The following is a 14953-nucleotide window of genomic DNA, read 5'->3' on the forward strand; positions in this document are numbered from 1 at the left end:
GTGGTGCTGTGGGTGGGCCGGGTGGTATGGGTTGGCAGGGGACGCCGTAAACCCATCCTTGGGGCTTGGCCGCGGCATCCATGCCGCGGACACCCCTGCCAACCCATGCCGCCCCGGCCCCGACACGTTCATGAGGCGGAGCGGACGGCGGAAGCAAAAGCGGTTTCTGGTGTCGGATGAAGAAAGAAAAGAAGGGGCGGATCCGTTTTTCCTGCGGAAAACGGATCCGACCCCGACGGCCGTCGAGCGAAGCGACCCGCTTTGGCTCCTGCTCTTCTTTTTTCTCTTCCGTGGGTGGACGCACACGGAAATTGTCAGAGGCCGGGCGGGTGGGCTGGGCAGGGGTGTCAGCCGCATGGATGCGGCTGCCAAGCCTTATCTGATTGGAATCTGGCACCGTAGGTGTCGAGAGCCGGCGTGGGCCGCCGTGTAAGCCTGGATCTCAACGATCGCCATGTAGCTTGGCGCCCACGCCGGAATCTCCCTTGATCCGCCCGAACAGTTGCTGGAGCTGACACTCGCAGTGATAAGACTGGGCAAGCGGGGAGCTCTCGACCCTTCCAGACTATACGGAGTCCGGTGATGAACGGGATCGGGATTGATGTCAGCAAGCGCCAGCTGGACGTTGGCACGACAGACGGAAAGACCCTGCAGGTCAGCAATAGCCGCTCCGGCTTTGCTGAATTGGACCTCTGGCTGCAAGGGCATCCGGCCGTCCAGATCGTGCTGGAGGCCACTGGTGGCTACGAACAGCCTGTGCTGGACTTCCTGCACAACGCTGGTCATCCGGTGGTCCGTGCCAATGCCCTGCGGGCGCGGAAACTGGCCCAGGGGCTTGGCCACATGGCCAAGACCGACCGCTTGGATGCCTATGCCTTGGCCAAGATGGCCGCGCTGGTGAAGCTGCGTTCCTATCAGCCACTGGAGCCTTGGCAGCGGGAAATGCGTGACTTCGTGCGGGCACGCCGACAGGCGATGCACGCGCTGACCGTCGCGCGGCAGCAGCAGGAAATGGTGGGTAATCGTGAATTACGCCGACTGCTTCAGGCCAACATCACTTGCTTGCAGAGAACGGTGGAACGTTTGGGAAAGCGGATTTCCGAACAGGTTTCCAAGCAGCCTCAACTGGCTGTCCTGAAGTCGATGAAAGGTGTTGGCCCGGGCCTGCAGGCCGTGTTGGCCAGCTATCTTCCCGAGCTGGGCAAGATCAGTGGCAAGGCCGTGGCCAGCCTGGTCGGTGTGGCACCGATGTCCCATGACAGCGGGACCATGCGTGGCAAACGAAGCATCCATGGCGGCAGGGCTGAGATCCGTCAGGTGCTCTACATGGCCAGCATGTCGGCCATGCGGCATGAACCTCGCCTGCGGGACTTTTACCAGTCGCTGCGAGCGCGGGGCAAGGAAGGCAAAGTGGCCATCGTGGCGGTGATGCGGAAGATGCTGGTGATTCTCAACGCCCGTATGCGTGACGCTCAAGGCGGATCGATCCCCGCCTGAGCGCACCAGAGGGCGTTGCTCCTGAGGCTGCCGGCCAGCGGCCGGCACTACCGTGCCCGTTTACCGGAAGGGCTGGCGCCTCCAGCAACACAGTTGCTACAAGGACGTACTTGCGGCGTCCCCTGCACAGTCCACCTGCCCGGCCAAGCACGGCTTCTGCTCTCAACGACTGCCCACCCACGAGGGGCTGCGCCGTTCGCTGCAAACTACGCCGAAGGCGACGGCTTCTGCTTCAGCAGGCTCAACGCCAGTCCACCCACAACCAGCACGCCCAGCCCCAGCAACGCCCACAGCAACCACGCCTTCCAGTCGTGCTGCGGCTTCAGCGCTGCGTCACCGGCGAGCGTCTCCGGACTGCCCTCCAAGCGTGCCAGCGTCGGCTGCCACGACGGATCATTGCGCTGCCGCAGTTCCTCGATCAGCACCGCGATCGGCGCCTCCGCGCGGCGCGCGGTGCTGCTGCCCACGGCCAGCGCGTAGGGTGCTGCGCCCTGGCTGAGGAACACCATCACTTCCGGTTGATAGCCCAAGCGCAGGGTCGGGGCGCTGGTGGTCTCCACCGGGCTCGCGACCAGCTTCCAGTAGCGGTCGCGGTACATGCCGCCCAACGGCTGTGCCGCCGATTGCTGGCGCTGGCCCGGTGCCCCCTGCTGCAGCTGATAGGCGATCCAGGGCGCGCTGCGGCGCTGCCATTCGGCGCTTTCGTCGTCGCGGCTGAACAGGGTCCACTGCACCAGGCTGTTGTCGGTGCTGGCCACGTCGGCCCGGGTCACCGGGAATCGACCATCCAGTTCAAAGGTGAATTCCCCCTTGCCCTGCGCGGTCGGTGTCAGCGACAGCCACTCCCAGGGCACCGTTGCCGGCGCCGGCGGCAGCTCCGCCAACACACTGCGCAGCTCCGGCAGGCGCGCCTCGCCCTGCGGCAGGATCCGCAGGTAGCGCACGTTGCTGTCGACCTGCAGCCGTCGCTGCAGCAGGCGCTTGCCCGCACGCTGCAGGTCCACCAAGGGGACATCACGGGCGATCGACTGCCAGCGCTGCAGATCATCGCTGGCATCAAGCTGTACCTGCGCCTGCAGCGGCTGGCCACTTTCGGCCCAGTCCAGCACCAGCGCTGCCAGCGGCTGCTGGCCGAGCACGCTGGCATCGATCAACCAGCCACCCTGCCCGTTCGCCACCGCACCACCACCAAGCCTGGCCTCGACCCGGCGCACACGGCCGTCGGTATCGCGCTCGGTCAGCAGCTGCAGGTCGTTGCGCTGGGCCTCGGCCAGCGGTGGCAGCGCGAACCACGGCAGTTCGCGCTGCACCGGCGGCTGCGCCAACGGCTGGTCCGGCGCCAGCAGTGCCGATGGCAATGCCTGGCCGGCAGCGTTGAACACCTGCAGATCGCCCAGATCGGCGGCGCCTGCGCGGCGGTAGATCGCCGGCTCCAGCACCACACGATAGGCACCGGACTGCGCGCTGGACAGGCTCAGCGGCCACTGTTCGGCGTACTGCGCGCGGTAGTCCGTGGCCTGCGCGGCAACCGCACCGGCCACGCCGAACAGGACCGGCAGCAACGCTCGGCTCCACTTCCTCATTGGTTTTCCTCCACGGTTGGCGGCGCGCTCGGCGGCGCGGGCGCCAGGTAGCCCACGACGGTGCACAGCAGGCCGTAGGCAATGAACGATGCGATTCCCAGCAGGTTGCCCAGATGCTGGCGGTCGATCAGCACCAGCTTGGCCAGCACCACGGCCATCAGCACGGCACCGACCATCCACAGCACACGCTGGCCGCGACGCGAGCCCCACACCCAGGCGATCACGCCCAGTACGCTCCACAACACGGTCAGGCTGGTCTGGGCCAGGCTGAAGCGGGCCATCGTCGGATTCCAGGCGACACCGCCCCAATGATGCACGCCATGCAGCACGGTGCTGGTCAACGCGATGAAACCGGCCACGGCCAGCACCGGCACACGCAACCGCTGCAGCTGCGCCGGTCCCTGCGGGTCATACAGCCAGCGCGCGATCAGCAGCAGGCTGACCCACTGTGCAAGCTCGGCAGGATTGAGCAGCGGCAACCACGGCAACGGCGTGGCGTCGCCCGCCAGGGTCAGGCCGAACAACCAGGCCAGCGCCAGCATCGCGAAAATCACGCACTGCAGCGGCAGGCGCACTGGGTCAAACGCAGCACCCAGCGGCCAGCGCAGCACGTTCCAGCGCCACAGCGACAGCGCCGCCAGCAGCAGCCACGGCAACGTGACCAGCAACGCGGTCCAGCCCTGCGCCAAGCGCGCGTCGCCGCCGCCCCACAGGGCCAGCAGCGAAAGCAGCGACGGCCACAGCAGCCACCACAGGAACTGCGCGATACGGGCCACGCCGCCGCTGCCCTGGCGCAGGCACAGCAGGCTGCGCACGCCAAGCACGGCGAACACTACCCATGCCAAGGCGCCATAGCCGGCAAACGGCTGCTGGTGGGCATCGCTCTGCAGCAGGGCCAGCGGGAAGCCGGCGGCCAGCATCGCCAACGCGGTCACGCCCAGCGCACGTGCCGGCATGCGGCGTTGCACCTCCGAGGCCAGCCAGGCGGTGACGGCGGCCAGCGCCAACACCGCGTCGGCCTGCGCCGAATGCTGGAAGAAGCGGCCGATTTCATGCACCAGACCGCCTAACCACCACAGCAGGCCCCACAGGTAATACGCCAGGGCGATGTCATGGCGCTGCCTGCGCTGGTAGCTCCATGCCGCCGCGAAACCCGCCACGGCCAGCAGCAATGCGCCGATCGCGGTCGGGTTGAGCAGGAAACGCTGATCCTGGTGCCAATGGTCGGCCCCCACCACGAATGCGAATGCGGCGGCGAGCTGCAGCAGCGCACCAGTCACCTGCGGCAACCAGCGCTTCTGGCGCAACCCCAGCCACGCCAGGCCGGCACCTTCCAGCGCGAACACCGCACCGGTGGCCCGCGCCGACAATGCCAGCGGCACCGCCAGCGTCGCAAAGCCGACCGCCAGTACTGCATGCGACTGCGCCAGCACCGTGTACGACGCGCGCGCGATCAAGGCCCGCGCCAGCAGCGCATAGATCGCTGCCAGTCCCAGCGCGCACAGGGCCAGCGTCATCGGTTGTTCGTGCAGCATGCCGGCCTGCAACGAGAAGGCGATCAGCGGCGTGCCGAACACCAGGCTGCCGTCGACCAGATCGCGACGCCCGGCCGGCTGCCGGCGCGCATACAACAACGGAATCAGCAGATAGAAGGCGAAGAACAGCAGCAGGAACGGTTCGGTACTGGCGAACTTGGCCGCGTCGTACTGCAGCACGCCCCAGAAGGTGCCGATGCCGAAGGTGAACGCGAAACCCAGCAGGTTCAGCACCCGCCACGGGCGATACCAGGCAATGGCGAAAATGCCGGCGTTGAGCACGGCGTAGTAGCTGAACAACCCGACGTGGTTGCCACTGCCGGTGGACAGCCACAGCGGCGCCATGAAGCCGGCCAGGATGCCCAGCACTGCCAACGTCCTCGAGTTCTGCACGACCGCCAGCACGCACAGCCCCGCCACCAGCGCGATCGAGCTGGCAAAAGCGAAGCCGGGCGCGAGCAGATCGAAACGCTTGAAGGCAGCGAAGATGGTCAGCAGCAGTACGCCGATGGCGCCCCCTGCAGGGCCAGCGCGAACATCCGCCGGCGCTCGCGCTGGTGCCAGCCGAAGGCCAGCAGGCCCAGCGCACCGACGGTGATGCCCGCCAGCCGCAGCTCGACCGGCACCACCAGCCAGCCCTGGTCGCTGACGTACTTGAGCAGCGCAGCAACGCCGGCCAACAGCACCAGCATGCCGATCTTGACCGGCACATTGCCCTGGGTGAACCAGTGTTTGACCGCACCGATCGCGCGCTCGACCAGGTTCGGCAGGGCCGGTTCCGCTGGCAAGGGCGGCACTGTGGGCTCAGGTGGCAACGGCGGTGGCGGCAGCGGACGCGCGGGCGGGGCCGGTGTCGGCAGCTCCTCGCGGGCGGCAAGCGGCGGCGGGGCCGTGGCCGCCGTGGGCCGCAGGAACGAGGGCTCGCTGCCGGGCTCGCGCGTTGCCGCAGGCGCGCGCGGCGGCTCGGCCACGGCCGAGGGTGCACGGCCTACGGTCCCTCCTGCCGGGTTGGGCGCGACCTGCACGCTCTGCGCGGCCTCCAGCGCGGCGACCCGCCGGCGCAGGCCGGCAATCATCACCAGCGCCACCACCAGCAGCAGCGGTATCGCCAGCAGGACCAGTACTGCCAGGACCAAGAGTGCTTCCATTCCTCGCCTTCCAATGCGATCCCGCGCCACGATGGCGGCGGTCGACGGGGCCATGCTACGTCAGGCCGGGCCACTTAAACGACGAACCCCGGCCAGGCCGGGGTTCGCGCGAGGATCTTCGCAGGCCTTACTTGGCTGCGACGACCTTGGCCATTTCCAGGCACTTGTTGGAATAGCCCCACTCGTTGTCGTACCACGACACGAGCTTGACGAAGGTGCCGTCCAGGGCGATGCCGGCGTCGGCGTCGAACACCGAGGTGTGGGTTTCACCGCGGAAATCGGTGGCCACCACCTTGTCTTCGGTGTAGCCCAGGATGCCCTTCAGCGCGCCTTCGCTCTGTGCCTTCACTTCGGCGCAGATCTCGGCGTAGGTGGCTTCCTTTTCCAGCTCGACGGTCAGGTCGACCACCGACACGTCCGAGGTCGGGACGCGGAAGCTCATGCCGGTCAGCTTCTTGTTCAGTTCCGGGATGACCACGCCGACGGCCTTGGCGGCACCGGTGGAGGACGGAATGATGTTCTCCAGGATGCCGCGGCCGCCGCGCCAGTCCTTGTTGGACGGGCCGTCGACGGTCTTCTGCGTGGCGGTGGCAGCATGCACGGTGGTCATCAGGCCGCGCTTGATGCCCCACTTGTCATTGATGACCTTGGCCAGCGGCGCCAGGCAGTTGGTGGTGCACGAGGCGTTGGAGATGATCGCCTGGCCAGCGTAGGTCTTGTCGTTCACGCCGAACACGAACATCGGCGTGTCGTCCTTCGACGGTGCCGACAGGATGACCTTCTTGGCGCCGGCATCGATGTGCTTCTGCGCACTGACCTTGTCCAGGAACAGGCCGGTGGCTTCGAGCACGACGTCAACGCCGACTTCGTCCCACTTCAGGTTGGACGGATCGCGTTCCTGGGTCAGGCGGATCTTCTTGCCGTTGACCAGCAGATCCTTGCCATCGACGGCTACGTCGGCCTTGAAACGGCCGTGCACGGAGTCGTACTTGAGCATGTAGGCCAGGTAATCCGGCTCCAGCAGATCGTTGATGGCCACGATTTCGATGTCGTCGCCGAAGTTCAGCACCGCCGAGCGCAGGACGTTACGCCCGATGCGACCGAAACCGTTGATACCAACCTTGATTGCCATGTTCTCAAGCTCCTGCAGCCGCGACAGGTGCGGCGGGGTGGATAGGGCCCACAAGTCTAGCAGGCCGGCCTTGACCACCGCCGGCCAGGCCCGCCGCCGGGACGGGGGCCGGACAGGATTTGATCCGGATCAAAGCGTTAGCGCGGCGTGAGGCCGAGACTGGCCACATCCACCCCGCAACGAGATCACCCCCATGCGCAAGACCTCCCCCCTGATCGTGGCCAGCCTGGCCGCCGCCCTGTCGTTGGCCGCTGCCCCGGCCATGGCCCAGTCCAAGGGCGACTGGACCGTTTCGGCTGGCGTGCACCAGGTCGCCCCGAAGTCGAACAACGGCTCGCTGGCCGGTGGCACCCTGAAGGTCGACGTCGACAACGACGTCAAGCCGACCATCACCGGTGAGTACTTCATCGCCGACAACCTGGGCATCGAAGTGCTGGCGGCGCTGCCGTTCAAGCACGACATCAACATCAACGGCCTGGGCCGCGTGGGCAGCACCAAGCAGCTGCCGCCGGTGGTCACCCTGCAGTACCACTTCAACAGCAAGGGCAAGGTGTCGCCGTTCGTGGGCGCCGGCCTGAACTACACGACCTTCTTCAGCGAAGACACCACCGGTGCGCTGGCGGGCAGCAAGCTGAAGCTGCAGGATTCGTGGGGCCTGGCCGCACATGCGGGCATCGACTTTGCGATTGGCGAGAAGGGCGCCCTGCGCGTGGACATGCGCTGGATCGACATCGACAGCAAGGTGAAGCTGGACGGCGAGAAGATCGGCACGGTCAACATCGATCCGCTGGTCTACGGCGCGTCCTACGTCTTCAAGTTCTAAGGGGTTGACTGGCGGGGCTGCGCCCCGCTCCCCGCTACAGGCAAAACCCTCGCAGCATGTTGCCCCGGTATGTGTGTGCCGGGGCTTTTTTGTTGGTCGCGACGGGCCCAGGTCCCGGTGTGGGTCGAGGCAGGGGAAGGGGCCGGGACACGCCGTAAACCCATCCATGGGGCTCGATGGCGCCATCCATGGCGCCAACGGTCCCGTCCCCTTCCCCTGCCTCGCCCTTCCATTTTCCACGCGCGCGCAAGCGCAAGCGGAAGCGGGCAACCGCATTGCGCAGTTGCCATCGGCTGCATGCGATTGCGGGCTGCAGGATGAGATCCTGCATTTGACTGTGATTCTGCTTTTGTCGTTTGCATCCGCCAACGCGGCCATGTTGGATGGTGGCTGCAGGGGCGGGCGCTGCGGGACCGTCCGCGGCATGGGCCCAAGGCATGCCTCGGGCGGGTTGGACAGGATGTCCAACCCCGGTCTTGCCGTGTGCGCAGGACAACGCACACGAGCAAGCCGCGGCCGAGCCTACAGGGACGTACTTGCGGCGTGTCTCGCAGCGCCTGCCCCTGCAGCCACCTGCCCAGCGAACAGGAACGCGCCGCTTTCCATCAACCACCCATCTCCCCCGCTGGCTAGAATGAGCGGATGAAAGCACTGCACTCCCTGTTCCTCGCCGCCGCCCTCGCGCCGGCCCTGCTGACCCTGTCCGCCCCCGCCCATGCCTGGGGCGCGCAAGGCCACCGCCTGGTCGCCGAAGTCGCCGACAGCCGCCTCAACCCGACCACGCGCGCTGAAGTCGACCGCCTGCTGGCCACCGAACCCGGCGCCACCCTTGCCAGCATCGCGCCCTGGGCCGACCAGCTGCGCGCCAAGGACCCGGGCCTGGGCCGCCGCTCGGCCGGTTGGCACTACGTCAACATCGCCGAAGATGGCTGCCACTACGAGGCGCCGAAGCACTGCAAGAGCGGCAACTGCATCGTCGAAGCGCTGAAGGCGCAGAGCGCGATCCTCGGCGACCGCAGCCTGACCGATGGCGAGCGCCTGCAGGCGCTGAAATTCGTCGTGCATCTGGTCGGTGACATCCACCAGCCGATGCACGCCGGCTACGGTCACGACAAGGGCGGCAACGATTTCCAGCTGCAGTTCGGCAACCGCGGTACCAACCTGCACTCGCTGTGGGACAGCGGCATGCTCAATACCCGCAAGGTCGACGATGCCGGTTACCTGCCGGTGCTGCGCGCACTGCCGGCGCCGAAGCTGGCACGCCAGTCCAACCCGCAGCGCGATCCGGTCAGCTGGGCTGAAGCCAGCTGCCGCATTTCGGTGCAACCTGGCGTTTACCCTGCCTCGCGTAAGATCGGCGACGACTACACCACGCGCTACCGGCCGGTGGCCGAAGCGCAGCTGCGACTGGCCGGTGAAAACCTGGCGCAGTTGCTGAACCGCGTGCTCGCCACACGCTGAGGAGTGCCCGATGTCGGTCCAGGTGCAATCGTTCTTCCACCGTGACAGCAACACCTTCAGCTACCTGGTCAGCGACCCGGCCAGCAACGAGGCCGCGCTGATCGACCCGGTACTGGATTACGACCCGGATACCGACGCCAGCAGCGAATCGCCGGTGCGCGCGATGCTCGATGCCATCGCGCAACAGCAGCTGCACGTGCGCTGGCTGCTGGAAACCCACGCCCATGCCGACCACGTGTCGGCAGGACGTCGGCTCAAGCAGCGGTTCCCGGATGCGACGCTGGCCATCGGCGAAGGCATCCGTGCGGTGCAGGCCACGTTTGCACCGCGCTATGGCCTGCAGCTGCCCGAGGAACATGCCGTCTTCGATCACCTGTTCGCTGATGGCGAGACCTTCGCACTGGGCGAACTGCAGGGGCGCATCATCGCCGTACCCGGCCACACCAGCGACAGCATCGCCTATCTGATCGACGATGCGCTGTTCACCGGCGATTCGTTGTTCATGCCCGATGGCGGCACCGCACGCTGCGATTTCCCCGGCGGCGATGCTGCGCAGCTGTACCGCTCGATCCAGCGCCTGCTGGCCCTGCCCGATGCTACCCGCGTGTTCGTCTGCCACGACTACGGCCCGGGCGGACGCGATTTCGCCAACGAAACCACCATTGGTGAACAGCGCGCGCACAACATCCACGTGCATGAAGGCGTGGCCGAGGCGGAGTTCGTCAGCGTGCGCCAGGCGCGTGATGCGACGCTGGCAGAACCGCAGCTGATGCAGCCGGCGGTGAAGGCCAACATCCAGGGCGGCGCGTAGGGCCCGCACGGTCGCCCCATCGCACCAGCAATGACACCGCGTCATTTGCCCTGCGTGCGCACCACATGCTGGCCCTTCACGATCTCGAAGGTGAAGGCGTACAGCAGGCTCACCCGCACCGGTTCGACGCGCTCTGCGCCTTGGCAGTCGCCACGGTCGCTCGGCACCTTGCCGGGGGCGAAGTGGCAGACCGCGGCGGGCGAATACTTCCACATCGCCACCGCCTCCTGCGCAGCCTGCAACAGCGGCGCATTCTCGCTCGCCGCGCCTGCCGCGCATTCGCTGCGGTCGACCAGCGCCAGACTTCGCTCGACAGCGCCTTCGGCATCGACCACCACCTGCAGGCAGATCGTGGTCGGCGCCAGCTCTGTGCGCGGGTCACGATCACCGATCTGCGGATCCGGCGCCGCATACAGCTGCGGCATCCGATAGCCTTCGGTCGCTCCCAGCGTGTACGCCTGCACCTGGCCGCTGCCACCTTTCCCTTCCGCATGCAGGCGCTGATGGCCGACACTCTCATTGCGGGTATCGACGGTGGTCAACCGTTCCTGGGTGGCGCAGCCTGCCAGCATCCCCGCTGCCAACAGCAGCGCGATGCGCATCACCTGGCGGTCTCCGTCACGTCGTCGTTCTCATCCATGGCGAAGGTGATCGGAATGCGTACAGCGCCCGCCACCGGCTTGCCGTTCTTCAGCGCCGGGCGATAGGTCCAGCTTCGCGCTGCTGCAATCGATACCGCTTCGAACACGCCCGGATTGGTGGCGCTGAGCACCTGCACATCGGCGGGGTGTCCCTTGGCATCCACCTGCACGCGCAGGTTCACCACGCCTACCTGACGCTGCTCGATCGCAGACTTCGGATACGAGGGCGGCGACATCTTGTCGACCTGGATCGGACGGTCGAGCCCCGCTTCGGCCGCGTCTTCTCCAGCATGTTCGAACGGCTCTACGTTGATCGACGGCACGCCCGCTGTCCCACTCTGGCTGGCCCACGCCACCGCCCCCACGCCCAGGCACAACCCGACCACCAACACCTGCCCCGACACCCACGGCAATGCCTTCCGCTTGGACTGCTTCAACATGGCGATACGCTCCTTCAACACGGGCTGGCTGCGCCAGTGGCAGACCGCCGGCGCAACCGAGTGGACCAGCTGCGCCTTCAGCAGCGTGCTGGCGTAGAGGCCGCGCAGCGCAGGCTGCGGGGCAATGGTGCGGGCGTCGCAGGCCAGTTCCTGGTCACGCAGGAAACGGCGTGCGGCCCATGGCTGCAACGGGTGGAACCAGAACACCGCGCGCATCAGCAGCAGTACGCCGTTGGCCCAGTGATCGCCATTGCGACGATGGCTGTGCTCGTGCTGCAGGATCAGTGCCTGCTCCTGCGCAGTGAACTGCTGGTCGAAATCGGGGCCGACCACGATGCGCGGCCGCCACAGGCCCACCAGCGCCGGCAGCCCGGGATCGCCACTGGCCTGCCAGCTGCCATCGGCGCGTGCCTGCAGACCGCCCATGCCGCGTTCGAAGCTGCGCTGTGCGCGCAGGTCGCGCAACAGGCAGACGCCCGCGCCCAGCGCCCACACCACCAACAGCAGCAAGGGCCATTGCAGAGATGACGCAGGCAGGCCTTCCACTGCTTCGGGCACCACCTTCAGCGGCAAGGTCGGCACATGCTGCAACAGCGCGACCTGTGGCAGGGGAATCAACAGCGTGGCCAACAGCAGGGGCAGCAGCCACCAGCTACGGTAGGCCAGCCCGGCGCCGCCCAATCGCACCAGCAACGGCCGCGTCACCGCCAGCAGGACCACGCCCACCGCCAACCACAAGCTGGCCTGCCACAGTCCGTCGAGCAGCTCATTCATGGTCCAGCTCCTGGATCAGCTTCTTCAGTTCGGCGATGTCCTGCGCGCTCAGCTGTCCGCGTTCGCTGAAGTGCGCGACCAGCGGTGCCACGCGGCCTTCGAAGACGCGTCCGATGAAGTCCTGGCTCTGCGACTGCACCCAGGCTTGGCGCTGCAGCAGCGGCCGGTACAGATAGCGGCGGCCATCGCGCTCGGCGGCGATCGCGCCCTTGGTCAGCAGGCGGTTGAGCAGGGTCTTGATGGTCGGCTCAGCCCAGTCGCGATGCGCCAGTGCGGCCACCACCTCGTCGGCGCTGCGCGGTGCCTGCTGCCACAGCACCTCCATCACAACGGCTTCGGCTTCGCTGATCGGGGTCATGGTTTACATCCGTAATCGACAATTCGATTACGGGCGTAATCGGATCAATTGTCAAGCCTCGACTCCAGGTTCATCGCGCCTGCGCCAGCATCGATTCCTCCCGCTCCAGGCCCCGCATGAAGGCGCTGCCCAAGAAAGACTTCCCGGTCGAGCAGGCCCGGCGCTTCCTCGAGCCCGGCCCCATCGTGCTGGTCAGCACCGCCTGGCAAGGCCAGCGCAACCTGATGACGATGGGCTGGCACATGGTGATGGGCTTCTCACCCTCGCTGGTGGCCACCTACCTGTGGAACGAGAACCATAGCTTCAACCTGGCCCGCAGCAGCGGCGAATGCGTGATCAACATCCCGGGCGTGGAGCTGCTGGACACGGTGGTCGATATCGGCAACTGCAGCGGCCGTGACGTCGACAAGTTCGAACGGTTCGGCCTGGATGCGATGCCAGCGCGGGAGGTGGGGGCACCGCTGGTGGGCCAGTGCCATTCCAGCTTCGAGTGCCGCCTGCATGACGACAGCCAAGTCGAATCGAGCAACCTGTTCATCTGGGAAATCGTGCGCGCCCATGTTGCGCCTCGCCCAAAGCTGCCGCGCACGGTGCATTACCGGGGCGATGGGCAGTTCATGGTGTCCGGTGCCGAAGTCTCGCGTCGACGGCGGTTCAAGCCCGACATGCTGTAATGCCAGCACTCCCCCAAGCAGGACCGCCCCGGATGACCGAACACCTCACCGACCTCGACGCCGCCGTTGACTGGCTGTTTGCGCGCGTGGATGGGCCGCTGCGGATCGGTGCGCCGCTGGCGCTGGGTAAACCACACCGCCTGCTCAACGCCCTGTATGCGCGCGTCGAACAGGACCCGTCGCGGCCGTTGCAGCTGTATACCGCGCTGTCACTGAACCCGCCGCAGGCAAAGGGCAACGGCCTGGAAGCGCGCTTCCTGGCACCGTTCGCGGCCCGCCACTTCGGTGAAGACTTCCCGCGCCTGGCCTACGCCGACGCGATCGCCCGCGATGCGTTGCCAGCGCATGTGCAGGTGGAAGAGTTCTACATGCAGTCCGGTGCCCTGCTCGGTTCGCGACAGGCGCAATCCAGCTACACCAGCCTCAACTACACCCACGCTGCCGACGCGGTAGCGCAGCGCGCGCCGCAGGTGATCGTGCAGAAAGTGGCGATGCGCCCGGACGACCGGCGCCTTTCGCTGTCGTGCAACAACGACATCACCCAGGACACACTGGACGCGATGACCGCACGCGGCCTGCCGCGCCCGCTGCTGGTCGCCGAAATCGATCCGCAGCTGCCTTATCTGGGCGGCACGGCCACGGTCGACGTGTCCTTCTTCGATCTGGTCATCACCCCGCCAGCGCCGTATCCGGCGTTGTTCGGCCTGCCACGGCAGCCGGTGGCCGACGCCGACTACGCCATCGGCCTGTACGCCAGCACCCTGGTGCGCGATGGCGGCACGCTGCAGATCGGCATCGGCACCCTGGCCGATGCACTCAGCCATGCATTGGTGCTGCGCCACACCGACAACGCACGCTACCGCCGCGTGTTGAACGCGCTGGATCCGCAACTGGCCAGCCATCCGCTGGTACAGGAGATCGGCGGACTGGACCCGTTCGAGATCGGCCTGTACGGCTGCAGCGAAATGCTCAACGAAGGATTCCGTCGGCTGGTGCAGACCGGTGTGATCAAGCGCAAGGTGCATGACGACCTGGCACTGATGCAGCGCATCGAAAACGGCAGCACGCTGTCCATCGACCATGCCACGCTGGAGGCCGAGGGCGAATACCTGCACGGCGCGTTCTATCTGGGCTCGTCGGAATTCTACGAATGGCTGCGCACCCTGCCCGAGGACGAATGCCGGGCGATCGGCATGCGCCGCATCAGCGAGATCAACCAGCTGTACGGCGGCAACGAAACGCTGGAGCGCCTGCAGCGCCGTCATGCCCGCTTCTTCAACTCCTGCATGATGGCCACCGCGCTTGGCGCGGCGGTATCCGATGCACTGGAAGATGGCCGTGTGGTCTCCGGTGTGGGCGGCCAGTACAACTTCGTGGCGATGGCGCACGCCCTGCCGGAAGCGCGCAGTGTGCTGATGTTCCGCGCTGCCCGTGATGACCGCGGCCAGCGCGAATCCAACGTGCGCTGGAACTACGGGCACACGACCATTCCACGCCACCTGCGTGACATCTATCTCAACGAGTACGGCATCGCCGACGTGCGTGGCCTGACCGACGACGACTGTGTGCACGCAATGGCGGCCATCGCCGAAGCGCCGTTCCAGGGCGCGCTGCTGCAGCAGGCCTTTTCGGCACGCAAGCTGGCCGCTACGGCGCAACCTGATGCGCAGCGGCAGCAGCGCAACACCCCCCTGGCCCTGGCGGCGGCGCTGGCGCCGTTCCGCAACGATGGCACCCTGCCCGATTACCCGTTGGGCAGCGACTTCACCGAGATCGAGCAGGTACTGGTGAAGGCACTGGGCTGGCTGAAGGCCAATACACAGACGCGCGGCAGCAAGCTGCGTACCGTGTGGGACGCGCTGTGGCAGCCTGCAGGTGATGGTGACGCGGTATATCTGCAGCGGATGGAACTGCAGTCGCCCAAGGACTTCGGCGAGCGGCTCAATGCACGGTTGTTGAGGCTGGCCCTGGCGCGCACCGCGTGATCGCGCGGAGGGTAGCGCCGGGCCATGCCCGGCGGACAACGATCAGTGCCAACCAAGGTTGGCACCTACCGCAGTAGCGCCGCGCTATCCT

12 protein-coding genes and 1 pseudogene are annotated in these 14953 nt (G+C 66.8%); 6 read left to right on the forward strand and 7 right to left on the reverse strand.

What is annotated here, in order from left to right:
- The first annotated feature begins 582 nt into the window (after positions 1-582).
- Entirely contained in the window at positions 583-1497 is a 915-nt protein-coding gene (locus D0Y85_RS16365) for an IS110 family transposase (protein ID WP_117310880.1), read from the forward strand.
- Between the two features lie 206 nt (positions 1498-1703).
- On the opposite strand, the gene D0Y85_RS16370 is transcribed toward D0Y85_RS16365, so the two are convergent.
- From D0Y85_RS16370 to gap, 4 genes and pseudogenes are all read right to left on the reverse strand, one after another.
- Complete coding sequence (locus tag D0Y85_RS16370; RefSeq protein ID WP_117311276.1) at positions 1704-3080, reverse strand: DUF3999 domain-containing protein; 1377 nt, start codon at positions 3078-3080, stop codon at positions 1704-1706.
- Positions 3077-5251, reverse strand: a complete 2175-nt coding sequence (locus D0Y85_RS16375) for a DUF2339 domain-containing protein (protein ID WP_343202877.1) — start codon at positions 5249-5251, stop codon at positions 3077-3079. Before D0Y85_RS16375 ends, D0Y85_RS16370 begins: the two co-directional genes overlap by 4 nt.
- Positions 5185-5817 (reverse strand): annotated as a pseudogene (locus tag D0Y85_RS21040) (DUF2339 domain-containing protein); the annotation flags it as partial. The pseudogene D0Y85_RS21040 and the gene D0Y85_RS16375, both read right to left, overlap by 67 nt.
- Positions 5818-5890: 73 nt before the next feature.
- Positions 5891-6895, reverse strand: a complete 1005-nt coding sequence (gene gap / locus D0Y85_RS16380; protein WP_025874252.1) for a type I glyceraldehyde-3-phosphate dehydrogenase — start codon at positions 6893-6895, stop codon at positions 5891-5893.
- 193 nt (positions 6896-7088) lie between these two features.
- Here gap and D0Y85_RS16385 point away from each other — a divergent pair, with 193 nt between their 5' ends.
- The 3 genes from D0Y85_RS16385 (at position 7089) to D0Y85_RS16395 (ending at position 9990) form a co-directional block, all read left to right on the forward strand.
- Positions 7089-7718, forward strand: coding sequence for an OmpW family outer membrane protein (locus tag D0Y85_RS16385; protein ID WP_117311277.1), 630 nt, complete (start codon positions 7089-7091; stop codon positions 7716-7718).
- A gap of 642 nt (positions 7719-8360) precedes the next feature.
- Positions 8361-9179 (forward strand): S1/P1 nuclease, encoded by an 819-nt coding sequence (locus D0Y85_RS16390; RefSeq protein ID WP_032977182.1) that lies wholly within the window; start codon positions 8361-8363, stop codon positions 9177-9179.
- Positions 9180-9189: 10 nt separating this feature from the next.
- Complete coding sequence (locus D0Y85_RS16395; RefSeq protein WP_117311278.1) at positions 9190-9990, forward strand: MBL fold metallo-hydrolase; 801 nt, start codon at positions 9190-9192, stop codon at positions 9988-9990.
- Positions 9991-10031: 41 nt separating this feature from the next.
- Here D0Y85_RS16395 and D0Y85_RS16400 read toward each other — a convergent pair whose 3' ends face one another.
- The 3 genes from D0Y85_RS16400 to D0Y85_RS16410 are packed head-to-tail and all read right to left on the reverse strand — an operon-like array spanning position 10032 to position 12203.
- On the reverse strand, positions 10032-10592 hold the full coding sequence (locus tag D0Y85_RS16400; RefSeq protein WP_117311279.1) for a hypothetical protein: 561 nt from the start codon (positions 10590-10592) through the stop codon (positions 10032-10034).
- A complete protein-coding gene (locus tag D0Y85_RS16405; RefSeq protein ID WP_117311280.1) occupies positions 10592-11845 on the reverse strand; it encodes a TonB family protein in 1254 nt (417 codons plus the stop codon). Before D0Y85_RS16405 ends, D0Y85_RS16400 begins: the two co-directional genes overlap by 1 nt.
- On the reverse strand, positions 11838-12203 hold the full coding sequence (locus D0Y85_RS16410) for a BlaI/MecI/CopY family transcriptional regulator (RefSeq protein ID WP_117311281.1): 366 nt from the start codon (positions 12201-12203) through the stop codon (positions 11838-11840). Before D0Y85_RS16410 ends, D0Y85_RS16405 begins: the two co-directional genes overlap by 8 nt.
- 116 nt (positions 12204-12319) lie before the next feature.
- Between D0Y85_RS16410 and D0Y85_RS16415 the strand changes: the two genes are divergently transcribed.
- Together D0Y85_RS16415 and D0Y85_RS16420 are read left to right on the forward strand one after the other, a co-directional pair.
- A complete protein-coding gene (locus D0Y85_RS16415; protein ID WP_117311282.1) occupies positions 12320-12877 on the forward strand; it encodes a flavin reductase family protein in 558 nt (185 codons plus the stop codon).
- 32 nt (positions 12878-12909) lie between these two features.
- Entirely contained in the window at positions 12910-14862 is a 1953-nt protein-coding gene (locus D0Y85_RS16420; protein ID WP_117311283.1) for an acetyl-CoA hydrolase/transferase C-terminal domain-containing protein, read from the forward strand.
- Positions 14863-14953 lie beyond the last annotated feature (91 nt).

The organism is Stenotrophomonas sp. G4 (assembly GCF_003428825.1).
Lineage (GTDB): Bacteria > Pseudomonadota > Gammaproteobacteria > Xanthomonadales > Xanthomonadaceae > Stenotrophomonas > Stenotrophomonas indicatrix.